We start from the raw sequence: 22,843 nt of genomic DNA, 5'->3' as shown, positions 1-22,843 counted from the left end.
AGCGAGCGCATTGATGCAGAAACAAGAGAACATTTTTCGCAAGCAATAACAAAGCCTCCTTGACTTGTATTTTTTTGTCAGGGAGGCTTAGTGCTAATACTATTTTGTTTTAATCGCAATATTTTACTTTAGACAATACAATTGATTAAAATTTGTTATTTAATATTTTGTTTTAATTTCATAAGTACTTATGAAATTAACTGAATCACATTAGCTAAAAACTTTTTCTTTATAGGCAGAAAGCTTTTCTAATGAAGACTTGTCCACGTCAGCATGTAAGCTATTTCCATGAGAGTCCATTGTTACAACTGCTGTGAATTTCTCAACACGAAGATGCCACATTGCTTCAGGGATTCCAAATTCCATCAGATCCACACCATCTACACCTTTAATACAATCTGCATAATACTGAGCAGCGCCGCCAATTGCATTTAAATAAACTCCGCCATGTTCGGAAAGAGCAGCAAGTGTTTTTGGACCCATTCCACCTTTTCCGATAACTGCACGGATGCCGAATTTTTTCATAATATCACCTTGGTAAGGCTCTTCACGTATTGACGTAGTTGGACCTGCAGCACGTACATGCCAATCACCAGCATCATCTTTTTGCATAACTGGACCACAGTGATAAATAATTTGTCCATTTAGGTCAACTGGTGCATCATGGCTCATCAAGTGGTGGTGTATTGCGTCACGACCAGTATACATACGACCAGTTATCGATACGACATCCCCAACCTGTAGTTCACGAATTTGTTCTTCTGTGATAGGAGCTTGTAATTCCACTATTTTTTTTGGAGCTTCTTCTGAGGATTGGTCCTTGAACTCAATTTTCTCTCCATCTTGGTAATGCCATTCGATAATTTCACCAGTTGTTGGGTTAATATTAATCGCCATACGACGATACGCCCAACAATTGTAAGCAACAGAAACATAGAAGCTAGCAGGGATACGGTGCATGACGCCAACTTTACAGCCTAGTAAAGTCGCTTCACCACCGAAGCCCATTGTACCAATACCTAATGTGTTAGCTTTTTCAACTATATATTGCTCTAATTTTGCTAGATCAGGATTTGGATTAGTATCTTCCACATGACGGAATAATTGTTCTTTTGCTAAATCATAGCCAGAAGAACGGTCACCACCGATTCCAACCCCGATGAATCCAGCAGAACAGCCTTGTCCTTGGGCCTGATAAACAGAATGTAGAATACATTTGCGAATCCCGTCTAAGTCACGCCCAGCACGACCTAAACCTTCTAATTCAGTTGGTAGGCTATATTGAATATTTTTGTTTTCACAGCCGCCACCTTTTAAAATTAGTTTCATTTCGATATAGTCTTTTTCCCACTGCTCAAACTTTACAACAGGGAGCCCGTCTCCTAAGTTATCTCCACTGTTCGCACCAGTTAAAGAGTCAACTGCATTAGGACGAAGCTTTGCATCTTTAGTAGCTGTAGCTATAGCGCGCTTAATAGCAGCTTTAATTTCTATTTGGTTAACGCCAATAGGTGTTTTAATCTTGAAAGTTGGTAAACCAGTATCTTGGCAAATAGGAGAAACATTATCATCGGCCATTTGAATATTATTTGTAATCGTATCCAGACTCATCGCAGCACGTGTTCCAGCATTTTCTGCTGCTTTTGCCTTTTTGATCGCACGACGAACATCTTTCGGTAAATTTGTAGAAGTTTCGGTAATCAAATCATAAATACTTTTCTCTAATTGCTCCAATTGCATGATGCAAACGCTCCTTTGATATGTATATAGGTAACAAACATTACAAGTATACTATTTTATTAGGATGAAAAAAAGAGTTGTCGGGGGAATAAATACTTGAGAATACGCTTTTGTGGTAGATGCGACACCGGAAAATTCATTCATCCATCCACATGAGAAGCGTAGTCATCCACGCACGGACCCATCGAACGCCGGAGGAACTGTAGTAGCGCCCGAGCGTTGTGGTTATCCGCTCGAGAATGGCAGTCATCCGCCCGCGAATCCGTCGAGCGCCCGAGGAACAGGAGTATGCGCCCGAGCGTTGTGGTTATTCGCTCGAGAATGGCAGTCATCCGCCCGCGAATCCGTCGAGCGCCCGAGGGAACTGTAGTATGCGCCCGAGCGTAGTGGTTATACTCACTAGAATGGCAGTCATCCGCCGGCGAATCCATCGAGTGCCCGAGGAACAGGAGTATGCGCCAAAGCGCAGTGGTTATCCGCCCGAGAACAGTAGTCGTACGCCAAAAACAAAAAAGATCGGAATGAAGTCATTCCGATCTTTTCGATTATTCTTTTGTGTTTTTAAACTGCTCCATTTTTAATTCAAGGTCATCCATCATTTGGATTAGACGGTCTATATCTTCAAGTTCAGTTGTCTCGGGCTCGATTGTGTCTAATACTTCTAAAAACATTTGTAGTCGATCTTTTAAATAGGATACTTGTTGTTCTGGATTTGAAATATGATTACCCACAGAAAAACACCTCACTTTATATGTATAGGATAAAGGAATTTTCAAAGAAAAGATAGGTCTAAAGAGTTAATTTAATGATTTGTGTATTTACAATCTTTACAATATTCTGTTTATATGATAAATTATCTTTAAGATACATAGAAGGGAGGCCGTAGTGAATAGTCGACCATTCTAATCAGTAGAAGGAGGGTGTTTAGACATTTCACCGGCAAACAAGCCGAAAATGCAGTTATGAATATACAAGTGAATAGTAGTTATATGTAACGGCTCAGTCCACTATCTTAAAAAGATACCGGCTGAGCCTTTTGTTGTGTAAATATTTATATTAACAAGACCTATTCTCTGCTAAACTAATGCTATTAGATAATTAGTTTGGATAAAAAGAGGTATTACTATGCATGAATTTACAGTAGAAGAAAAAAAACGTTTCAGAATTTTAGTCATTATTGTTTCCATATCTGGTTTTTCACAAGGAATGTTGCTACCTTTAATATCTGTTATTTTTGAACAAGACGGGATTAGTGCCACCTTAAACGGGTTGAGCGCTACTGGATTATACATAGGTACATTATTAATTTCTCCGTTTATGGAACCTCCATTGCGAAAATTTGGCTATAAGCCGATTATTATTATCGGTGGGCTTCTTGTTATTGTCTCCTTAATGCTATTCCCTTTGTGGAAAAGTGTAGCGTTTTGGTTTGTTTTGCGGTTATTGATCGGAATTGGTGATCATGCACTTCATTTTTCTACGCAGACTTGGATTACTAGCTTTTCCCCACAACATCGATTAGGTAGAAATATAGCTATTTATGGATTATCGTTTGGAATTGGTTTTGCGGTAGGACCTCTATTCGTGCAGTTGGTCGAAATTTTTGAAGGTTTACCATTCATTATTTCGAGTATTCTTTGTTTATGCGCTTGGGTCCTTGTGTTCTTCATTAAAAATGAGAAGCCAGAAGTTTTTACTGATAGTGCCTCGTTATCAGGGACATGGAAACGCTTTGGAGCAGCACTTGCAGTTGCTTGGATAGCATTTATACCCCCTTTTAGCTATGGCTTTTTAGAATCCTCTTTAAACGCAATTTATCCTGTGTATGGACTTCGAAATGCCTTGGAAATTAAAGATCTATCTTTTATACTTGCAGCCTTCTCTATAGGCGGTGTCGTTTCACAGCTACCGTTAGGAGTATTAAGTGACCGTATCGGTAGAAGAAAAGTGCTTATATTAGTACTAGCATGTGGTGCATTGACCTTTGGGGTAGCTAGTATGTTCGAAACCTCCGCTCTAGTAGTAGGAAGTTTGTTTTTTATAGCAGGTATATTTGTAGGTTCAACATTTTCACTTGGTATTTCGTATATGACCGATTTAACACCAAAAGAATTATTACCAACAGGTAATCTATTGTGCGGAATATTTTTTAGTTTAGGAAGTTTGTCGGGACCTTTCTTAGGTGGTCTATTTATTCAACTATTTGATGGATTAAGCTTCTTAGTTCTTATAGCACTATTGTTAGGCTCATTGTCATTTCTCATATTCATCTCAAATCCACAGAAGGCAGGTAAATTGCTATGAAGCAACATTCCTCTAAGTTAGGAAATAAAATCACACTATATTTTGTCATTGGAATACTTGTACTTGTGGCATTATTCATCTCTGTCCTTATATATAATACGAATAACACGGTCAAGGATACATTAGGGCAAAATGGTATAAATATAGCACAAAATATAGCTACGTTAGTTGATACCACAGCCTATGAAGAATTTAAAAAGAACCCTGAACAAAATGAAAAGTATTGGGAATTAAGAGAAGAATTGAATGATTTACTAATACAAAATGGGGTTATGTATGCTTATGTTACAGATGTTCCTAACAAAGGAGAAACTGCAACTATTATTGTTGATGCTGCAGACAAAAATGACGATAGCGCTTATTTGCCAGGAGATATAAGTGAAGGAACGGATTATAAAGCTGTAGAAGGTGCATTAAATGGAACTGGAAGCTACACAGATATAGTGGAGGATGAAGTATATGGGGAATACTTGTCATCATATGCTCCTTTAAAAAACGAAGCAGGAGAAACAATTGGAATTGTAGCAGTTGATATTTCTGCAGCAGATGTCCAAGTAATTCAACAAAAAAGCTTAAAAGAATCTGTTCCCTTTTCTTTGATAATGGTAATTCTTTTAGGGGCAATCATTTCTTTTATACTCTTTCGTTATATTGGAAATGCATTGAAGCCATTAACAAAAATGCAAGGTGCTTCTTCTAGTATTGCAAATGGAGACCTCCAGGGGGCTGAGGAGATATTAAAAACTGTTTCTTTAAAACAGAATAATGAAATATCGGATTTTGCGAAATCATTTCGAAAATCAATTGGACAATTATCCTCTATTCTAACAAATATGAATGGAACAGCAGGTTCACTATTAAAAGTATCTGATGAATTAGAGGAAGTAATGAAGTCAGTTAGAACTTCAAATGATGAAATATCTGAAAGTATTTATAAAATAGCTTCTGGTTCTGAAGTACAGAAAACAAATAATGATGAAGCATTAACAGCTATGGAAGAAATGACTATTGGTATCCAGAGAATTGCCGATTCTTCTACATCAGTAGCCACATCATCCAGTGACATGACAGAACTTGTTACTACAAGTGCAACAAATTCCAAGTCAGTCGTTCAACAAATTAAAAACGTGGAAGCTTCTGTACTTGCAACTGAAAAACATGTAAAAGATCTAGGGGATAAATATCATTCCATTGAAGAGATGGTTTCAGTTATTACTGGTATTGCCGATCAGACGAATCTTCTTGCATTAAATGCAGCAATTGAAGCTGCTCGTGCAGGTGAAGCAGGTAAAGGCTTTGCAATTGTTGCTGACGAAGTTAGAAAACTTGCAGAAATGTCGAGGAACTCTGCGGAAGAAATTCGTAATCATATACAAGGATTCCAAACAGTAACAGTTCAAGCTCTCGAAGAAATGGCTAAAAGTGCAGAAGATGTTCAGAATGGGTCACTAGCTGTGGAAGAAATCGGAAACGACTTAAATAAGGTGCTCAAATCTGTACTACATGTAAATGAAGAAGTACAGGATGTTTCCGCAGTAACAGAACAAATGTCTGCAAGCTCTGAAGAGGTTCTTGCATCAATGGAGCAGGTTGCAGCTATTGTAAATGAGGCAGTAGAACAGACGAAAACTGTGGCAATATCAGCGGATTACCAAGTATCTACTGTTGAAAATTTAGATAAAACCATTCAAACTTTACAACAATCAGCCGATGAGCTTCAGAAAGCAATTTCCCAATTTAAACTGTAATAACAAAAATACTAAGAGTTGTTCTATTTAGGAACAACTCTTAGTATTTTTTAATTATGTAACTTTTCTGTTAATAATACGTATAACTAGTAGAATATACGGCTTCAAAAAATGAGGTGAAAGTCATGTTGAAGATTAATACCGAAAAGAAATACAGATATAGATATATGCTTATATACTTCTTTATAGTTGTTTTTGGGATTGTCACATATTCGTTAGATTTATATCCAGGAGGACATCAAATAGAATATTTTAGTGATACGCAATCAATTACAATAACTAAAAAAGACATTTTTCACTCTGAGCAATATAAGATTGATAAAACAGAGATATCTACATTAAAAGTCGCACTTATAGAATACGAACTTACTTTCCTTAAAGAACTTTGGCTTTTTGGTATTTTCGTAATTGGCATGTTGTTCGTTAACCTTTTAAGCTTACTTGATCAAGATAAGATTAAACTTACACTATTAATTTATGCTATTTATATCATTATCTTTATAGTTGGTTTTTTTGTATATATAAACAGGTTAAATTTTATGAATGAAGTGATGGGGAAATTAATAGTCTGAAGAAAATTACAAAATTTAATATACAGATTTGTTAGATGTCTACGAGAAACTAAATTTTGTGATTAAAAAAAGAAGCACTAGACTCTCATAAAAGGGAATCTTAGTGCTTTGTTTCTTGAAGTGGTGGAATTCTCAGTGAATCTATAGTATAAATAGAAGAATATACCATTTAAATAAAAAGGAGGAATTATATTATCTTTAATGGGTAGGAACTCACTTATATACATATTTATTAATTCTATATTTTATTGACATATATTAGATAAAGGAAGGAAATGAGATTATCAGATGGAAGCAAATGAACTTAAAAAGATTTTAAATGAACTAAAAAGTGGAGAAAGAACTTGGGAAACAGCACAGGAAGACATGATTGTTTACTCAATGCTAGAACATATAGGTTCTACTGATGGTGAACTAAGAGATCAACTAATCTACAGCATGTTTTATCAATTAATAATAGAAAAGAAATTACTAGGGCCTGAACTTCTAACGGAATTATTGGAAGTGGCGTTAAATGATTTGTTATACAAAGGAATTGGAGAGAAGGAAACAGATACTGTTTTTACGAGATCTTTTACTACTCTTTTGATAGCACTTATCCTATATAGAGATAACGAAAATGCTTTTCTTGACCAAAATATGATACTAAGAGTAAAAGATAACTTGATTTATTATATTAATCTTGAAAAAGACTTAAGAGGCTATGTACCAGGTAAAGGTTGGGCTCATAGTATTGCGCATGTAGCAGATACTTTTGATGAACTGGTAAAAAGCAACAAAGTAGATTCAGAACACTTTGGAGAAATGTTAAATGCACTATGGAACAAATTATTTGTTTTCGATAGTGTTTACATACACGAAGAAGAGGAAAGAATTTTAATTCCAATATTGGAAATGCTCGAACGAGGTTTGAAAATAAAAGAAATAGAGTTACTGATACAACAAATACCAAACGAGTTAAAAAAGAAAAAGAGTATAATTAAGGAAGAAGAATATTGGTTCCTGTACGCGAACTGTAAGTTATTTTTAAAAAGCTTCCTTATTAAAGTTCAAAAAATACCCAAATTAGATCCTTTGAAAAAAAGTATAGAAGATTGTCTTAAATCAGATTGGAATCTTCTATCGTGATGGTGAGGACAGACATGTCAGGAAGTCTGTCCTCATCTTCACTTTAATTTTTTATGGTTTTAACACAAATTTAATACTTTCGTCCTCATGATCGTGGAAAGTTTTATAAGCATCACTTGCCTTATCTAGTGGTACACTATGCGTAATAATTTCTTTCGGGTCAAATTCGCCATTCGTAATTTTATCAAACAATAGAGGCATATAATGAATGACGGGTGCCTGTCCCATTTTTAGCGATACATTCCTTTCGAAAATATTTCCTAATGGGAACATATTATATAATGATCCATAAACACCAGTTAATTGAATCGTCCCAAATTTTCTTACTGCATTTATTCCTATATCAATAGCACTTAGAGTTCCACCTTGGAGCTTTAACTTTTGCTCTACTTTTTCGACCATCGACATTTTACCGTCCATCCCTACACAGTCAATGACAACATCTACTCCTCCATTGGTGATCTCTTTAATATGGGAGCCCATATCTTTATATTGTTCAAAATTGTAGACTTCGACGTTATTCATCTTCACAGAGTGCTTTAAACGATAATCTAAGTGATCAACTGCAATTACTCGTTTTGCACCTTTCATCCACGCAAATTTCTGTACCATTAAACCAACAGGACCTGCACCTAAAACTGCAATTGTGTCTCCTTCTTTCATGCCTGAGTTTTCAACACTCCAATATGCTGTTGGAAGAACATCTGATAGGAACAACAATGACTCATCCTCTAGTTCACATGATTCCGGTATTAAGAAAGGCATGTAGTTTCCATAGGGGACTCTTAAATATTCAGCCTGTCCACCTGGGAAATTACCATAACGTTCGGTGTAACCAAGATAAGCACCGGAGTCTAAGGCTGGATTATCATTTGAATTATCACACTGACTTTCCATCTCATTTTGGCAATAAAAACATTCTCCACATGAAACATTAAAAGGAATAACGACTCGATCACCTTTTTTAACTTTTGTTACCGCTGGTCCAACCTCTTCCACGATACCCATTGGCTCATGACCAATAACAAAGTCCTTTCGAGTAGGTATTCCACCTCTATAAATATGGAGATCAGATCCACAAATAGCCGTAGTAGTAATACGTACTAGAATATCATCCTGTTTCTCCAGTTTTGCATCTGGAACTTCTTTTACTTGAATATCTTTAGCTCCTTGAAATGTGACTGCCTTCACTTAAACTCCTCCTTTAGTTAAATGTTCACACTATTGATTCCCTTAACTTCTTCAAATAAAACGTGTCATACTATATTTAGGTTAAGTGGATTGACTCTGTGGTGCACCCCACAGTTTATAATAAAAAAAAGGGAGGCACAGAATGTATAAGATTAGTGAATTTGTCAACATAACTGGGTTAAGCAAGGAGACCTTACGATACTATGCAGAAGTTAAATTACTCGAACCAGCTTATATTGATCCACTCAATAATTACCGGTACTACGATGATGGCAGCTATTTTCTAGCCATCCTCTTAGTGAAACTGAGAAGTTTTGGATTTACTATACAAGAAATGATTTCTGTAATGGACGATAAATCATTTGCTAACCTTGAAAAAATATTACAGCAAAAAAGAAGTACAATATTGCTTCAAATAGATAATCTAACAGCCAAGTTAGGTGAGCTAGATGAATTTTTAGAATCAGGAAGGGAGAATGATTAATGATTAAATGGAGTGAAGAAACAGAAATCAAGGCAAACATCGAAAAAGTATGGAGCTTATTTATGGATAAAAACATACATAAGATTATGGATAAGGTGGAGGAGCACGTTCTTATAGAAAAACAGGAGAATGAGGTTGGCGCAAAGCATAGACAAAGTTACCGTGAAGGGAAGCGAGTAGAGACATATATCGTGGAAACAATGGCATATGAAGATCAACCAGATAAAAAGCACAAAAAAATAAGCTTTGTATTAGGGAAAGCGTTTGAAATTACGTTTAGTTTTACTTTATATAAATTGAATGATAATTATACAAAATTCATTTATGAGGGTCAAAACAAAGGCATAAATTTTGTAGGACGAGCAATGATGAAACTTGGTAGTGAGAAAAGTAATAATAAAGTGGTTGAAGAATTTATCGAAAGAGTGAATCGAGAAGCATTGAAGCTATAAAACCAGAAAAGCTGTCGGAAGAGTTTAATTCTCTCCGACAGCTTATATTTATTTTAATTCTAATAGCGTTACCGCTTCGACATGAGCAGTTTGAGCGAACATATCAACGGGTTGAATATACTTGATGTTGTATACATCTTTAAGCGCTGCTAAATCCTTTGCAAGTGTGGACGGGTTACATGAAGTGTAAACAAAGCGTTTTGGTTTAATATCTAATAACGTTTTTAACAGTTCATCATCTAATCCTGCACGAGGTGGATCAACTGTTAATACGTCAGGAATGAAACCTTCGCTTTTCCACTTTTGTAACCAATGCTGTGCTGTACCATGAACGTATTTTGTGTTTTTAAAACCATTTCGTTTAGCATTTTTTTTCGCGTCTTGAATAGATTCCTGAACGATATCCATCCCGCGAACTTCTTTTGCATTTTTGGCAAGCCAAAGTCCTATTGTACCAACACCACAATAAGCATCTACAATTGTTTCTTCACCTGTGAGTGCTGCTGCTTTTTCAATTTCATTGTATAAATGAACTGTTTGTTCCGGATTCAATTGGAAAAAAGCTCTAGCAGATAAGTCAAAAGCTAGTTCTCCAAGTTTTTCATGAATCGTTTCTTTGCCATGTAAGTTAAATGTCGTATCTCCAAATACCAGAGAAGTATCCTCTGGATTAATATTCTGACTAATGGACACAATATTAGGGTCGATTGCTCGTATTTTTTGAACTAGTTCTTCTTTATGTGGCATTTTCTTTTGAGTTGTTACAAGTGTAACTTGAATTTGTCCAGTTTTCATACCAGTACGAACGACAATCGTACGGACGATTCCTTTAGAATTTCTACCATCGTAGATAGAAATCTTCAGTTCTTCCAGGAATCTTTTTATTTCATTCGTAATATGGGTAGTGGCTGGCTCTTGAACCGAACATTCGTTAATATCGATTAACATATTGGATTCTTCAGCGTATAACCCCGCAATAACTTTATCGCCTAATTCTCTCACTTGGAACTGACTTTTGTTACGGTAATTCCATGGGTTTTCCATACCGATAGTTGGTCTTACATCAATTGTCGGAGCCAGGTCCTTCACATAACGTTCTAAAGCTTGTAATACTAAATCTCTTTTAACATGTAGCTGACTTTCATATGTCATATGCTGCAGCTGACATCCTCCACAAGCTTCATATACCGGGCAGGGGGGATTAACACGATGTGGAGAAGATTCTCTTAATGTTTTAATTTCCGCTTCGGCATACTTAGGGTTTACTACTGTAACCTTTGCAGTTATTACCTCTCCTGGAAGCGCTCCTTTTACAAAAACAACATTGCGCTTAAAAAATCCAACGCCTTCTCCGTTAATACCAAGTCGTTTAATCGTAAGGGGAAATTCTTGTCCTATTTCTATAACTGATTTTTCACTCATAACTTCACGTCCTTTATAATCTTCTTTCTATTATAAAGTAGTTTATTCAGGAAGCAAAGTAAGCGGAATATCCAGATTATTTATGATTAAATCATCCAGAGTACCAAATGAATAACCCATTTTTCTAGCCTCTTTGATGAACATCGGTAAGCCTTCTGCATTATCTGGTGAAACGGTATGCATTAAGATAATTGCACCAGGATGAATTTGGGACATTAATTGATCATAGGCATATTTGCCACCTTTTTTCTGATCCTTATGCCAATCAATAAATGCGACAGACCAAAATATATGTTGATGTCCTATTTCATTAGCAGCCTCAAGTACTTGTTCATTAAAAATTCCTTCAGGTGGACGAGTTACAGTAGTTCTTGTTAATGAAGTTAATTCACTCAGACGTTTATCAAATTTTTGTAATTCTTTTTGAATCCCTTCCTTGGAGAGCTTTGCTAAATTAGGGTGACCATAAGAATGGTTGCCGATTTGGTGGCCATCAGTAATCATACGTTTTACTAAAGGAGTAGCACTCTCTAAATAATGACCGGTCAGGAAGAATGTTGCTTGAATCCCTTCTGCTTTTAGGGTGTCCAAAATACTTTCGGTATAGCCGTTTTCATATCCATTATCGAATGTAAAATACAGTACTTTTTTATCCGCAGGACCTTTATAGATTGCACCATGCTTTTTAAGCATAGCATCCATTTCTCCACCAGCTTCAGCTTGCTGTTCATCAGTCGCCTTTTTTAAGCCCCAATGGATTTCCTCTGCTTGTGCAGAAAAAGGTTGATACACCAATCCAATACTTAAAATAATCGTAGCAATAATAATTCCTACAAAATGAGATTTCCACATAAAAACGCAACCTTTCTTTTTTAGTAGGTTGCGCCAATAGGAGTTAGTTATTCACTTATAAATATCACGCAATGCACTTTCCAAATTTGGCAAATAGAACGAATAACCTTCTTCTAATAATACTTGTGGGATAACATGCTGACCTTCTAACACGAGTTGGCTTTTTTCTCCTAATGCAAATTTTAAAGCGAAGGATGGAATAGGGAAATAATTTGGCCTTTTTAATATGGCAGCTAAAGTTTCTCCAAAATCATTCATCTTTTTTGCGTGTGGTGCTGTGATATTGAATGGACCATTAATAGGATTCTCTATTGCAAAAAGTAATGCACCTGCAACATCTTTTACATGTACCCAAGACATCCAATTATCTCCGGTCCCAACTGGTCCACCAACAAATAACTTATAAGGTAGTGCCATCAATGGAAGTGCACCTTCTGATTTTCCTAAAATAATTCCAAATCTACCGTAAGCAACCCGAATCTGAAGCTTGTTAGCACCTTGAGCTTTAAGTTCCCAATCTCGAACTGTGCGAGCCAGGAAGTCTGTTCCAATTTCATTGTTCTTTTCGGTGTATCTCGCACTAAGAGAGGCTGGATAGATGCCAATTGCACTCGCATTTACTAGAACTTTTGGTTTTACAGTTAAAGCATTTAGAATTCGGAGCACTTCATCTGTCGTTTTCATCCGACTATCGTAAATTTTCTGTTTTTGTAATTCTGTCCAACGTCCATTATTAATGGACTCACCAGCTAAATTTACAAAAGCATCGACGCCTTCTAACTGCTTTTCGGGATTTGCATTTTCCGAAAGCCACTGTACATAAGTTATGCCACGTTCTGTATTATCTTGTTTTGACCGAGTTAGAATAAATACTTCATGTCCTTTTTGTAAAAGTAAATCTGTTAGTTCTCTTCCTACAAAGCCAGTTCCGCCAGTAATTGCGATTTTCATTTGTCTCCAGCCTCCTTCTTAGCATTATCATAACAGTTCAATCATTTATCACCAACCAACTTATCGGTTATAATTGAGGAGTAGAGAAATGGAGAGATTTATATATGCCGGTTATTACTAAAATTGCACGACAAACAAACAATAACGAACGGTATAATTTATATTTGGATGAAAAGTATGCATTTAGTTTAGATGAAGCAGTACTGATCAAATATCAACTATCTAAAGGAAAAGTTATCGAAGAATTTACATTAGATGAAATTGTTTTTGATGATGAAGTTAGAAAGGCATTTAATAAAGCAATTAACTTTTTAAGCTATCGTATGAGAAGTGAGCATGAAGTAAAACAGAAACTTCTGCAAAATGAGTTTGGCGAAGCTGTCATACTGGAAGCAATTCGTAAGTTATATGAGTTTGGCTTTCTAAATGATGAAAGCTTTACAAAAGCATTAGTGGAAACTCAAAAGAGAAACAGTAAAAAAGGGCCTACTGCAATTCGTCAGGAATTAAAGAAAAAGGGAATTGAAAAAGATTTACAAGAGAAAGTACTAGGTGACTATTCAGAAGAAGAACAAGTAGGTATCGCGGTGACTTTGGCAGAGAAGATTATCAAACAAAGTCAAGATAAGACACCAAGACAAATTAAACAAAAGGTTCAAGATACACTGCAAAGAAAAGGATATAATTTTACTATAATCTCCCAAGCCCTTTCTGCCTTCGAATTAGAAAAAAAGGAAGAGGAATGGATCGAAATTATTGCTACCCAGGGAGATAAAATTTGGCGGAAATATGCCTCGAAATATAATGGGAATGATTTACGAAGACGTGTAAAGCAAGCGTTGTATCAGAAAGGATTCCCAGCAGAACAAATAGATCTTTATATTGAAAAAAAGGAGTTGGAAGACCAGGATGAGTGAGAAAAAATATAGTGATATGACTGTTCCAGAACTACGAACAGAGATTGGCAATTTGAAAGAAAAATCACGTAAAGCTGAACAACTAGGTATGGTAAATGAGTACGCAGTGTATGAAAGAAAAGCATTGATGGCCCAAGCCTTTTTAATAGACCCTGCTACTATTAAACAAGGAGAGATGTATCGTATAGTTGGAGATCCAGGAGTGTTTTTTCAAGTGGAATACTTGAAGGGTAGATTTGCATGGGGGTATAGATTAGGCGGAGATAAATATGAGGAAGCCTTACCAATCTCGATGTTAGAATCCTTAGAGGAAGGAAAATAGTATGCAAACAAAAATAGATGAATTAACTTTCGCACTAATTGAGAAGAATGATAAATTATCTGCAGCAAAAGCAAGAGCGTGGATAGAGCTTCTATGGTCAGATTTTGAATCCTCGTATGCAAAGGCCGGATATGATTATAAAGGTGCTGCTGTCACGGAAATGGTCATTAGAAAATGGATAGATGGCTATGGGGAGCAGTTGCATGAATTTGCAAACACGAATGAGAAGTATAAGCATTTATTAGAAACCGATGACTTTACCAATTAAAAACGCTAGGAAATACACCCTAGCGTTTTTCTTACGGATTAAGTATATTAATATTCAGTATGAATATTGGTTTTACAGAACTTTTAAGAATGACCGTTTCAGGTGGACGCTTTCCGTGGAGTGAGCAATGAGCTATCACCGTCGCTACGCGTCGCTGTGATAGCTCATCTGTCTCACTCGTCCCACTGGAGTCGCCACCAACTCCAGTGGGAATAGCGCGAGCTGAAGACCCTGGACAGAGCGTAGCGAAAATCTTTTTTGCGACGAGCTTGCGCAGGAGCAAGGGAAGCGGCTGAAGCCGTGCCCACAGAAAGCGTCCGCTCGGAGCGGAAATCAACGGTATATCTACATTTCGAAATAAGTGAAAAGTAAAAATTTACTTACTGTTAGTTATGTGGCATGAAATCTAACTTTTTGTGTAGCTTGTCTTCGCTAAAAATCCAACCAGTGTAAGAATTGACTATTTCTAGGTCCTCATTCAAGTGGGCTACAGCTACAAATGGATAATAGTCATTACTACGATAACGAAGATCAATTAACCTTACTTCATAAATATGATCAAATTCAGTGATCTCCCATCGATATATAGGAGAAAACGAAGTAAAGGCACTTAAGTTTTTATCCTTTAATGCTGCTTTTACTAAATCAGATTCGGGAAGCGGTTTACGTTCGAACTTATCATAAATAGTGATGGATCTACCGTATGCTCGTCCGACATAATGATGTGTTTTTGAAATTGCGGCTACTCTCCATTGTAGAAATTTCATCGTTGGTGCGACGATAATTTCATCTGCATCGGGAATAGTATGCTTTACAGAATTTTTTACGGCATGCTGTACAGCAAAACGTGAAATATAGTAGACGACTATAATGGAGTACATAGTAAGAAAGGTTGGAACAGGATTTAAGCCAAACATCCAAAGCAGTAGACCAACCACATGAATGCCAAATATAATTGGATCAAATGTATTAATAACCCCTAATGCAACCCATTTCCTTGAAAATGGTCTTAATGCTTGAGTTCCATAGGAATTAAATATATCAACAAAAACATGCACAAACACTGCTAAAAAGGTCCATAACCATAGATGCAGCAAATTGGCTTCTGGCAAAATAAGCCATAACACACCTGCTATTAGGATTGGCCATAAAATAACGGCAGGAATGGAGTGGGTAATCCCGCGATGATGTCGAATATAAACAGCATTATTACGTAATTTCAGAACAGTATCTATATCAGGGGCTTGTGAGCCTATGATTGTACCTGCTATTACTGCAGTCGTTGTAAGAGTACTACCAGCAACTACGGGGTCAATAAGAGATAGACCACCTAGTGCAATACCCATAACGACATGTGTACCTGTGTCCATACAACCAGCTCCTTTAGGATTACAACTAACTACATCTTAAAATAGATTTATTAAAAAACAAAGACACTACTATTCATATACCCATATTTATTGTCAATAATCGCAAGGAAGGATTTTACAGTGAACGAATTATATAAAGAGCAGGTTAGAGATTCTTTAGTTTCATGGTTTTTAGAAGAAAAACGTGATTTACCTTGGAGAAACACAACGGACCCATATAAGATTTGGGTTTCCGAAGTTATGCTTCAACAGACTAAGGTAGATACGGTTATTCCTTATTATGAAAGATTTATCGCAAAATATCCTTCGCTTGAATCACTAGCTTACGCAGACGAAGGTGAGTTATTAAAAGAATGGGAAGGACTGGGATATTATTCACGTGCTCGTAACCTTCAGACTGGAGTTAAAGAAGTCGTAGAACAATATGGAAGTGTTGTTCCGTCTACCAGAAAAGAAATTTCCAAGTTAAAAGGTGTAGGTCCATACACAGCTGGTGCTGTTCTTAGTATTGCTTATGGAGTCCCAGAACATGCCGTAGATGGAAATGTCATGCGTGTACTTTCTCGACTATTATTAATAAAAGAAGATATTGCGAAACCGAAAACAAAGAAAATATTTGAAGAGGCAGTGATGGATTTAATCGATTCTGAAAATCCTTCTGCATTCAACCAAGGACTTATGGAGCTCGGTGCAATAATTTGTACACCGACTAAACCAAAGTGCTTATTATGTCCTGTAAGAGAAAACTGCTCTGCATTTTTTGAGGGCATACAGGATGAACTGCCAGTAAAAACAATCCAAAAGAAGACGAAAATACATAAAGTAAAAACGGTCGTTGTACGAAATGGGAATGGCCAAATTTTACTGGAAAAACGACCTTCTAAAGGTTTACTCGCGAATATGTGGCAGTTTCCAATGGTAGAGCTACCAACGCCTAACCATACTGTAGAAGAGGTTGTCGAACATGATTACGGTGTAGCAATAACAAAAGGTCCGTCAATTATTGAATTTAAGCATGTTTTCTCTCATTTGGTATGGGAAATGGAAAGCTTTGAAGGAGTTTTAATAGAAGAAAAAGAGCTACCATCACAATGTAATTGGTTAACTATTGAAGAAGTAAATCAACAACCAATGCCAGTTCCAATGTTAAAAATATGGAATGCTTGGAAAGAAGGGGAGATTTCAGATGACAACAAGTAAAGTTGCTTTAGTTACAGGTAGTAGCAGAGGTTTAGGGAAAGCTATTGCTATTGAACTTGCCAAAAATGGCTATGATATCGTCGTAAACTATGCGAGAAGTAAAACTGCTGCCGTTGAAACAGTAAAGGAAATAGAAGCTTTAGGAAGAAAAGCACTTCTAGTGAAGACGAATGTAGGAGATGTTGAAAAGATAAGAGTCATGTTCCAAACCATCAAAGAAGAGTTTGGTCGATTAGATATTTTTGTTAGCAATGCAGCATCCGGTGTATTACGTCCTATTATGGAGCTTGAGGAGACACACTGGGACTGGACAATGAATATTAACGCAAAAGGGTTTCTCTTCGGTGCCCAAGAGGCGGCAAAGTTAATGCCAGAGGGTGGTAAAATATTAGGAATCAGTTCTCTAGGATCTATTCGCTATTTAGAAAACTATACAACGGTTGGTGTATCAAAAGCTGCTATAGAGTCACTAACAAGATATTTGGCAGTAGAACTTGCTCCTAAAGGTATTGTAGTAAACACTGTTTCAGGTGGTGCACTGGACACGGATGCGCTCAAGCATTTTCCAAATCGTGAAGAATTACTAGAGGATGCACGAGTGAATACACCTGCAGGACGAATGGTAGAAATCGAAGACATGGTAAAAACTGCAATGTTCTTATTATCAGACGACGCATCCATGATTCGTGGACAAACAATTATTGTAGATGGTGGAAGATCGATAAAAATGTAAGAGCAAGTCAATTGATTTTCTAACATGAATTGGTGTAATGAAGTCTCGCTATCTAAGGTATAGGTGCAAATGCAAATGTGCGCCTTCCAAGTCGCAAGAGAGCTAAGGTACGGAGCGACTCATCCTTGAAAGCTCATGCGCAGCACAAAGCCGGGCAGAAATTTCTTTATTGCTATTATTTTATTATCAAATAGGCTCAAGTTGTATGAATAAAATTTCACTACCTGCACATGATAGTTATGTACGGAGGTGAAAAATCCATGAAGAATAACAGAAACCAGCAGAACCGAAACCAAGAGTTTGCTTCTGAAACTGATATTCAAAAAGTTAAAGAACAAAATCGTCAAGCAGAGTTGAAAAAACAACAAGCTAGCGGTGCACAAGCAAATCGTTCTTCTAACCGAACTAAATAACATGGATTCACCAAAAATCAGCGAGGGTAAAAATACCCTCGCTGATTTTTTTACTATAGTTTTTTACAGTGAATTGCTATAATAAGAAAATAAGTATAAAAATTCTAAATTTGCGCTTGACCCCGTATTAACGAGCACTAGGGCTTCCACTTAGAAAGGGAGGTATTTACCTGCTTGTAAAAACCCGAATGGTCAACTAACAATCCGTGGGAAAATAGAAAATTTCCACGGATTAAGTTTCACTTGATGAAAAGGTGGCTAAATCATGGCGATTCCAAACGAAGGAGAAACTATTCAAATTCACAGCTACAAGCATAATGGCCGAATCCACCGTGTCTGGCAAGAAACGATGGTTTTAAAAGGAACCAAAAATATTGTAATAGGGGCAAATGAACGGACACTTGTAATTGAATCAGATGGTAGAACTTGGATTACAAGAGAACCTTCTATTTGCTACTTTCATGCGGAATATTGGTTTAACATTATTTGTATGCTAAGAGAAGATGGTGTATACTATTACATCAACATGAGTTCTCCGTTTGTCTATAACAATGGAATGCTAAAGTACATTGATTATGATTTAGATGTGAAGGTATTTCCTGATATGACCTACACAATTCTAGATGAAGACGAATACGAGCAACATAAATTAGAAATGAAGTATCCAGAAGAAATTGATGGCATTCTAAATCGTAATGTTGAGAAACTCATTTCTTGGATCAAACAAAGAAGAGGTCCATTTGCACCAGATTTTATCGAGGCATGGACAAGTCGTTATCATTTTCAAAAACAGTTGAATGAGTAGTTAGAGAGAAACCTGTTGAAAACATGCAACAGGTTTTTCTCATGGTAGAAAGGAGTTTTAAAATGAGTACGATGAAGAGATATATGCAATTTGTAAAACCGTATAATTTTCAAATTTTCTTAACGATAGTGATTGGGATTATTAAATTTGCAATTCCATTATTTATTCCAATTCTTATTAAGATTGTAATCGATGATATTATCGGAGCAGATTCATTAACAAATGATGAAAAACTAACTCAATTATTTTATTGGCTTGGAGGGACTGCATTAGTATTTCTAATTGTTCGTCCACCAATTGAGTATTATAGACAATATTTAGCACAGCTAGTAAGTAATAAAATATTGTTTGATATACGTAAAAAAATGTATATGCATTTACAAAAGCTAAGCTTGAAATATTATTCAAATACACGTGCTGGGGAGGTTATTTCTCGAGTTATAAACGATGTGGAGCAGACGAAAAACTTTGTCATGATTGGTTTGATGAATGTCTGGTTGGATTTAGCGACTATATTAATCGCTATCGGAATCATGTTAACAATGAATGTAAAGCTTACTTTAGTCACGTTACTTGCATTTCCATTTTATGCGTTCAGTGTAAAATACTTCTTCGGAAGGTTAAGGGACTTAACGAAGGAGCGTTCGCAAGCTTTAGCGGGGGTTCAAAGTTATTTACATGAGCGTGTACAAGGCATGAGTATTATTAAAACGTTCACGTTAGAAAAACATGAACAAAGATTATTTAATGAAACAAATGGAGAGTTTCTAGATGCAGCAGTAAAACAAACAGTTTGGAATGCAAAAGCATTTGCTGTAGTTAACACGATTACAGATATTGCGCCTTTACTCGTTATCGCTTATGCAGGTTACGAAGCTATCCACGGAAGACTTTCAGTTGGTACGATGGCTGCATTTATTGCGTATATTGAGCGTTTATATAGCCCATTAAGACGTTTAGTCAATTCTTCTACAACATTAACTCAGTCATTTGCTTCTATGGATCGTGTATTCGAACTAATGGATGAAGAGTACGATATTATCGATAAAAAAGGAGCTTCTACTTTAGGAATCTCTAGTGGTGAAGTGACATTTTCAAATGTTTCATTTCAATATGAAAAAGCTGGACAGATGATTTTAGAGGATGTCGACTTCCGTGTGAATGCTGGGGAAACAGTGGCTTTTGTAGGTATGAGCGGTGGAGGAAAGTCAACTATTATTAGCTTAATACCTCGGTTTTATGATGTCACTTCTGGACAAGTACTAATTGATGGTAAAGATGTTCGAGATATCACTATTGAATCGTTAAGAAAGCAGATTGGTATAGTGCTTCAAGATAATATACTTTTTAGTGACTCAGTCAAATCTAATATTTTAATGGGAAAACCAGATGCTACAGATGAAGAGGTAATGGAAGCAGCAAAAGCTGCAAATGCGCATGACTTTATCATGGAACTACCGGGTGGATATGATACTAAAGTTGGGGAACGTGGAGTGAAGCTATCAGGAGGTCAAAAGCAACGAGTTGCTATAGCACGAGTATTTTTAAAAAATCCACCTATTTTAGTTCTAGATGAAGCAACTTCTGCATTAGATTTAGAGAGTGAATCTTTAATACAGGATTCATTAGAGAGACTAGCTTCAAATCGTACGACTATTATTGTAGCTCACCGTTTATCTACTATTACTCATGCAGATAATATATTTGTTATTGAAAATGGTAAAGTAATGGAGCACGGATCGCATTCCCAATTAATGAAACAAAGAAATATTTATCATAATTTATTCCAAATCCAACAACTTGATAAAGAATAGTTATTCAAACATCTTATAAGTGTTTCTACAGCTTATAAGGTGTTTTTTTCGAACTTAAGAATATAGCACAGTCTTGTGATTTTTCAGAAAAGTATTGCATGTATGAATTTTTTGTGTAAAATATCATTTATAGTATATAAGTTAGAAGATTTGTAATTTTTGTGAAAAGAGGGAACATCATGGGAGAACGACAAACAATTTTAGAAGTGAAAGATCTTCAAACGTCCTTTTTCACAGATGATGGTGTTATTCCATCCGTAGATCATATTGATTTTCATGTTAGAGAAGGCGAAATTTTAGGCATTGTTGGGGAATCAGGTTGTGGAAAAAGTGTGACATCTCTTTCTATTATGGGACTAGTTCCTAGTCCACCTGGAAAAATTACTAGCGGTCAAATATTGTTTGAAGGTAAAGACTTAACAAAGTTTTCGGAGAAAGAAATGCGTAAAGTTCGTGGGAACGATGTTGCGATGATTTTCCAAGAGCCGATGACATCTTTAAATCCTTTGTTTACAATAGGAAATCAATTGCTAGAGGCGATTACCTTACATAAGAAAGACTGGAATAAAAAGAAAGCACATGCAAGAGCTGTGGAAATGTTAAAACTAGTTGGCTTACCGAGAGCAGAAGAGCTTATGAATGACTATCCACATCAGCTCTCCGGTGGAATGAGACAAAGAGTAATGATTGCTATGGCCTTAGTCTGTGATCCAAAGCTTTTAATAGCTGATGAACCTACTACAGCTTTAGATGTAACAATTCAAGCTCAAATACTAAAGTTAATGCGTGAGTTAAATGAACGACTCAACACAGCAGTAATTTTAATAACTCATGATTTAGGGGTAGTGGCTGAAACTTGTGAAAGAGTTGTAGTAATGTATGCAGGAAAAGTAGTAGAAGAGGGAACTGTGGATACAATTTTCAACAACCCTCAGCATCCGTATACAAAAGGGTTAATCGCTTCTGTTCCAGATATGCGTTATAAAAAACAAAGACTTTACTCTATTCCTGGTAGTGTTCCAAAACCTGGATCCATCAATCAAGGCTGCAGGTTTGCTGCCCGCTGTGAATTTGTATTTGGAAGATGCACGGAGGAAAATCCTCCACTATATGAAACAACGGAAGGTCATAAAACAAGATGCTTCTTATACGATGAGAAGGAGGTTTTGGCAGATGACAGAGCCGCTGTTAAAAGTTGAAGGTTTAAAAAAGTACTTTCCAGTCCGTTCAGGATTGTTAGGAAAGCATACGGGGAATGTGAAAGCTGTTGATGATATCTCTTTTTTTGTAAATGAAGGAGAAACCTTGGGCATTGTTGGTGAATCTGGATGTGGTAAATCTACCACTGGCAGAATGCTTATGAGATTACTAGAACCTACTGAAGGAAAAGTGACATTTAACGGAAAAGAGTTAACGAATATTTCCAAGGATGAAATGAGAAAGGCTAGACGTGAAATTCAAATGGTATTCCAAGATCCATACGCATCTTTGAATCCTCGTCATACGATTGAAAAGATTTTAATGGAGCCTTTAATTGTTCATAATATTGGAGACCCAAAAAGTCGGAAAAAGAAAGTACATGACTTTCTAGAAATCGTTGGTTTAAGTAGCTACCATGCAAAACGTTATCCACATCAGTTTAGTGGAGGACAACGTCAGCGGATAGGAATTGCAAGGGCTTTGATGACTAATCCGAAGTTAATAATAGCGGATGAGCCAGTATCTGCTCTCGATGTTTCGATACAGGCGCAGGTTTTAAATCTCATGCAAGATTTACAGAAAGAGCTAAAGCTTACCTATATATTTATAGCACATGATTTAGGAGTAGTTCGTCATATCAGTGATCGTGTAGGGGTAATGTACTTGGGTAGAATGGTAGAACTCGCTACAAGCGAATCAATGTATGCTGAACCTTTACATCCTTATACAAAAGCTTTGCTTTCTGCGGTACCGGTTCCAGATCCAGAATTTAAACGTGAACAAATTATTTTAGAAGGAGACATTCCAAGTCCCTCAAATCCACCTACTGGGTGTACCTTCCATACAAGATGTCCTTTTAAAATGGATATTTGTGCGAAGGATGTTCCACAATTACAAGAAGCTAAAACTGGTCATTTTGTTGCGTGCCATTTATACAATGAGCAACTGCAACATTGA

General features: G+C 36.4%; 23 protein-coding genes. 16 read left to right on the top strand and 7 right to left on the bottom strand.

Annotation, left to right across the window (positions count from 1 at the left end; genetic code table 11):
* Positions 1-210: 210 nt before the first annotated feature.
* Both MKY29_RS16960 and MKY29_RS16955 read right to left on the bottom strand, forming a co-directional pair.
* A complete protein-coding gene (locus MKY29_RS16960) occupies positions 211-1,740 on the bottom strand; it encodes a fumarate hydratase (protein WP_090568415.1) in 1,530 nt (509 codons plus the stop codon).
* Positions 1,741-2,285: 545 nt separating this feature from the next.
* On the bottom strand, positions 2,286-2,471 hold the full coding sequence (locus MKY29_RS16955; RefSeq protein ID WP_090568418.1) for an SE1561 family protein: 186 nt from the start codon (positions 2,469-2,471) through the stop codon (positions 2,286-2,288).
* Positions 2,472-2,865: 394 nt separating this feature from the next.
* Between MKY29_RS16955 and MKY29_RS16950 the strand changes: the two genes are divergently transcribed.
* The 4 genes from MKY29_RS16950 to MKY29_RS16935 all read left to right on the top strand — a co-directional run bounded on the left by MKY29_RS16950 (position 2,866) and on the right by MKY29_RS16935 (position 7,492).
* Positions 2,866-4,044: an MFS transporter gene (locus MKY29_RS16950; RefSeq protein WP_093495077.1), complete on the top strand. Its 1,179-nt coding sequence runs from the start codon at positions 2,866-2,868 to the stop codon at positions 4,042-4,044.
* Positions 4,041-5,792 (top strand): methyl-accepting chemotaxis protein, encoded by a 1,752-nt coding sequence (locus MKY29_RS16945; protein WP_340880350.1) that lies wholly within the window; start codon positions 4,041-4,043, stop codon positions 5,790-5,792. The genes MKY29_RS16950 and MKY29_RS16945 overlap by 4 nt, the downstream gene beginning before the upstream one ends.
* 125 nt (positions 5,793-5,917) lie before the next feature.
* Complete coding sequence (locus MKY29_RS16940) at positions 5,918-6,364, top strand: hypothetical protein (protein ID WP_340880349.1); 447 nt, start codon at positions 5,918-5,920, stop codon at positions 6,362-6,364.
* 288 nt (positions 6,365-6,652) lie between these two features.
* Positions 6,653-7,492, top strand: coding sequence for a DUF2785 domain-containing protein (locus MKY29_RS16935; protein ID WP_340880348.1), 840 nt, complete (start codon positions 6,653-6,655; stop codon positions 7,490-7,492).
* A 51-nt stretch (positions 7,493-7,543) separates the two neighbouring features.
* On the opposite strand, the gene MKY29_RS16930 is transcribed toward MKY29_RS16935, so the two are convergent.
* On the bottom strand, positions 7,544-8,683 hold the full coding sequence (locus MKY29_RS16930; protein WP_093495073.1) for a zinc-dependent alcohol dehydrogenase: 1,140 nt from the start codon (positions 8,681-8,683) through the stop codon (positions 7,544-7,546).
* Between the two features lie 142 nt (positions 8,684-8,825).
* Between MKY29_RS16930 and MKY29_RS16925 the strand changes: the two genes are divergently transcribed.
* Together MKY29_RS16925 and MKY29_RS16920 are read left to right on the top strand one after the other, a co-directional pair.
* Positions 8,826-9,167, top strand: coding sequence for a MerR family transcriptional regulator (locus tag MKY29_RS16925; RefSeq protein WP_090568442.1), 342 nt, complete (start codon positions 8,826-8,828; stop codon positions 9,165-9,167).
* Positions 9,167-9,619 carry an SRPBCC family protein gene (locus MKY29_RS16920; protein ID WP_093495072.1) on the top strand — a complete coding sequence of 151 codons (453 nt, stop codon included), beginning with the start codon at positions 9,167-9,169 and terminating at the stop codon, positions 9,617-9,619. Before MKY29_RS16925 ends, MKY29_RS16920 begins: the two co-directional genes overlap by 1 nt.
* Before the next feature lie 48 nt (positions 9,620-9,667).
* Here the strand turns inward: MKY29_RS16920 and rlmD are convergent, their stop codons facing one another.
* The 3 genes from rlmD to MKY29_RS16905 are packed head-to-tail and all read right to left on the bottom strand — an operon-like array spanning position 9,668 to position 12,844.
* Positions 9,668-11,041 (bottom strand): 23S rRNA (uracil(1939)-C(5))-methyltransferase RlmD, encoded by a 1,374-nt coding sequence (gene rlmD, locus MKY29_RS16915; RefSeq protein WP_340880347.1) that lies wholly within the window; start codon positions 11,039-11,041, stop codon positions 9,668-9,670.
* Between the two features lie 42 nt (positions 11,042-11,083).
* Complete coding sequence (locus MKY29_RS16910) at positions 11,084-11,893, bottom strand: polysaccharide deacetylase family protein (RefSeq protein WP_340880346.1); 810 nt, start codon at positions 11,891-11,893, stop codon at positions 11,084-11,086.
* Between the two features lie 51 nt (positions 11,894-11,944).
* On the bottom strand, positions 11,945-12,844 hold the full coding sequence (locus MKY29_RS16905; protein ID WP_093495069.1) for a TIGR01777 family oxidoreductase: 900 nt from the start codon (positions 12,842-12,844) through the stop codon (positions 11,945-11,947).
* A 104-nt stretch (positions 12,845-12,948) separates the two neighbouring features.
* On the opposite strand from MKY29_RS16905, the gene recX reads away from it, so the two are divergent.
* Genes recX through MKY29_RS16890 form a run of 3 tightly spaced genes read left to right on the top strand, consistent with a single transcriptional unit; the run spans position 12,949 to position 14,351 of the window.
* Positions 12,949-13,761, top strand: coding sequence for a recombination regulator RecX (recX, locus tag MKY29_RS16900; protein WP_340880345.1), 813 nt, complete (start codon positions 12,949-12,951; stop codon positions 13,759-13,761).
* Positions 13,754-14,083 carry a YfhH family protein gene (locus MKY29_RS16895; RefSeq protein ID WP_090568460.1) on the top strand — a complete coding sequence of 110 codons (330 nt, stop codon included), beginning with the start codon at positions 13,754-13,756 and terminating at the stop codon, positions 14,081-14,083. The genes recX and MKY29_RS16895 overlap by 8 nt, the downstream gene beginning before the upstream one ends.
* 1 nt (position 14,084) lies before the next feature.
* On the top strand, positions 14,085-14,351 hold the full coding sequence (locus MKY29_RS16890; protein WP_090568464.1) for a YfhJ family protein: 267 nt from the start codon (positions 14,085-14,087) through the stop codon (positions 14,349-14,351).
* A 386-nt stretch (positions 14,352-14,737) separates the two neighbouring features.
* Here MKY29_RS16890 and MKY29_RS16885 read toward each other — a convergent pair whose 3' ends face one another.
* On the bottom strand, positions 14,738-15,721 hold the full coding sequence (locus MKY29_RS16885) for a metal-dependent hydrolase (RefSeq protein ID WP_340880344.1): 984 nt from the start codon (positions 15,719-15,721) through the stop codon (positions 14,738-14,740).
* A gap of 120 nt (positions 15,722-15,841) precedes the next feature.
* Between MKY29_RS16885 and mutY the strand changes: the two genes are divergently transcribed.
* From mutY to MKY29_RS16850, 7 genes are all read left to right on the top strand, one after another.
* A complete protein-coding gene (gene mutY / locus MKY29_RS16880) occupies positions 15,842-16,921 on the top strand; it encodes an A/G-specific adenine glycosylase (RefSeq protein WP_340880343.1) in 1,080 nt (359 codons plus the stop codon).
* On the top strand, positions 16,908-17,654 hold the full coding sequence (gene fabL, locus MKY29_RS16875) for an enoyl-[acyl-carrier-protein] reductase FabL (protein ID WP_090568475.1): 747 nt from the start codon (positions 16,908-16,910) through the stop codon (positions 17,652-17,654). Before mutY ends, fabL begins: the two co-directional genes overlap by 14 nt.
* A 260-nt stretch (positions 17,655-17,914) precedes the next feature.
* Positions 17,915-18,067, top strand: a complete 153-nt coding sequence (locus MKY29_RS16870; protein ID WP_241598517.1) for a gamma-type small acid-soluble spore protein — start codon at positions 17,915-17,917, stop codon at positions 18,065-18,067.
* A gap of 265 nt (positions 18,068-18,332) precedes the next feature.
* Positions 18,333-18,872, top strand: a complete 540-nt coding sequence (gene ntdP / locus MKY29_RS16865) for a nucleoside tri-diphosphate phosphatase (RefSeq protein WP_090568481.1) — start codon at positions 18,333-18,335, stop codon at positions 18,870-18,872.
* 62 nt (positions 18,873-18,934) lie between these two features.
* The gene (locus MKY29_RS16860) at positions 18,935-20,686 is read left to right on the top strand and encodes an ABC transporter ATP-binding protein (protein WP_340880342.1); all 1,752 of its coding nucleotides are present in this window, start codon (positions 18,935-18,937) and stop codon (positions 20,684-20,686) included.
* Between the two features lie 179 nt (positions 20,687-20,865).
* Positions 20,866-21,885, top strand: a complete 1,020-nt coding sequence (locus tag MKY29_RS16855; protein ID WP_093495065.1) for an ABC transporter ATP-binding protein — start codon at positions 20,866-20,868, stop codon at positions 21,883-21,885.
* Complete coding sequence (locus MKY29_RS16850) at positions 21,860-22,843, top strand: ABC transporter ATP-binding protein (protein ID WP_090568490.1); 984 nt, start codon at positions 21,860-21,862, stop codon at positions 22,841-22,843. Before MKY29_RS16855 ends, MKY29_RS16850 begins: the two co-directional genes overlap by 26 nt.

The organism is Psychrobacillus sp. FSL K6-2365 (assembly GCF_038003165.1).
GTDB classification, from domain to species: Bacteria; Bacillota; Bacilli; order Bacillales_A; family Planococcaceae; genus Psychrobacillus; species Psychrobacillus psychrodurans.
Note: the sequence above shows the minus strand (reverse complement) of the source record. Positions and strands in the feature narration are given on the sequence as shown.

What these genes read in the sequence shown, in the direction of transcription:
- MKY29_RS16960 (WP_090568415.1), bottom strand. Translation starts at nt 1,740, where the DNA reads ATGCAATTGGAGCAATTAGAGAAAAGTATTTATGATTTGATTACCGAA.
- MKY29_RS16950 (WP_093495077.1), top strand. Translation starts at nt 2,866, where the DNA reads ATGCATGAATTTACAGTAGAAGAAAAAAAACGTTTCAGAATTTTAGTC.
- MKY29_RS16945 (WP_340880350.1), top strand. Translation starts at nt 4,041, where the DNA reads ATGAAGCAACATTCCTCTAAGTTAGGAAATAAAATCACACTATATTTT.
- MKY29_RS16940 (WP_340880349.1), top strand. Translation starts at nt 5,918, where the DNA reads ATGTTGAAGATTAATACCGAAAAGAAATACAGATATAGATATATGCTT.
- MKY29_RS16935 (WP_340880348.1), top strand. Translation starts at nt 6,653, where the DNA reads ATGGAAGCAAATGAACTTAAAAAGATTTTAAATGAACTAAAAAGTGGA.
- MKY29_RS16925 (WP_090568442.1), top strand. Translation starts at nt 8,826, where the DNA reads ATGTATAAGATTAGTGAATTTGTCAACATAACTGGGTTAAGCAAGGAG.
- MKY29_RS16920 (WP_093495072.1), top strand. Translation starts at nt 9,167, where the DNA reads ATGATTAAATGGAGTGAAGAAACAGAAATCAAGGCAAACATCGAAAAA.
- rlmD (WP_340880347.1), bottom strand. Translation starts at nt 11,041, where the DNA reads ATGAGTGAAAAATCAGTTATAGAAATAGGACAAGAATTTCCCCTTACG.
- MKY29_RS16910 (WP_340880346.1), bottom strand. Translation starts at nt 11,893, where the DNA reads ATGTGGAAATCTCATTTTGTAGGAATTATTATTGCTACGATTATTTTA.
- MKY29_RS16905 (WP_093495069.1), bottom strand. Translation starts at nt 12,844, where the DNA reads ATGAAAATCGCAATTACTGGCGGAACTGGCTTTGTAGGAAGAGAACTA.
- recX (WP_340880345.1), top strand. Translation starts at nt 12,949, where the DNA reads ATGCCGGTTATTACTAAAATTGCACGACAAACAAACAATAACGAACGG.
- MKY29_RS16895 (WP_090568460.1), top strand. Translation starts at nt 13,754, where the DNA reads ATGAGTGAGAAAAAATATAGTGATATGACTGTTCCAGAACTACGAACA.
- MKY29_RS16890 (WP_090568464.1), top strand. Translation starts at nt 14,085, where the DNA reads ATGCAAACAAAAATAGATGAATTAACTTTCGCACTAATTGAGAAGAAT.
- MKY29_RS16885 (WP_340880344.1), bottom strand. Translation starts at nt 15,721, where the DNA reads ATGGACACAGGTACACATGTCGTTATGGGTATTGCACTAGGTGGTCTA.
- fabL (WP_090568475.1), top strand. Translation starts at nt 16,908, where the DNA reads ATGACAACAAGTAAAGTTGCTTTAGTTACAGGTAGTAGCAGAGGTTTA.
- MKY29_RS16870 (WP_241598517.1), top strand. Translation starts at nt 17,915, where the DNA reads ATGAAGAATAACAGAAACCAGCAGAACCGAAACCAAGAGTTTGCTTCT.
- ntdP (WP_090568481.1), top strand. Translation starts at nt 18,333, where the DNA reads ATGGCGATTCCAAACGAAGGAGAAACTATTCAAATTCACAGCTACAAG.
- MKY29_RS16860 (WP_340880342.1), top strand. Translation starts at nt 18,935, where the DNA reads ATGAGTACGATGAAGAGATATATGCAATTTGTAAAACCGTATAATTTT.
- MKY29_RS16855 (WP_093495065.1), top strand. Translation starts at nt 20,866, where the DNA reads ATGGGAGAACGACAAACAATTTTAGAAGTGAAAGATCTTCAAACGTCC.
- MKY29_RS16850 (WP_090568490.1), top strand. Translation starts at nt 21,860, where the DNA reads ATGACAGAGCCGCTGTTAAAAGTTGAAGGTTTAAAAAAGTACTTTCCA.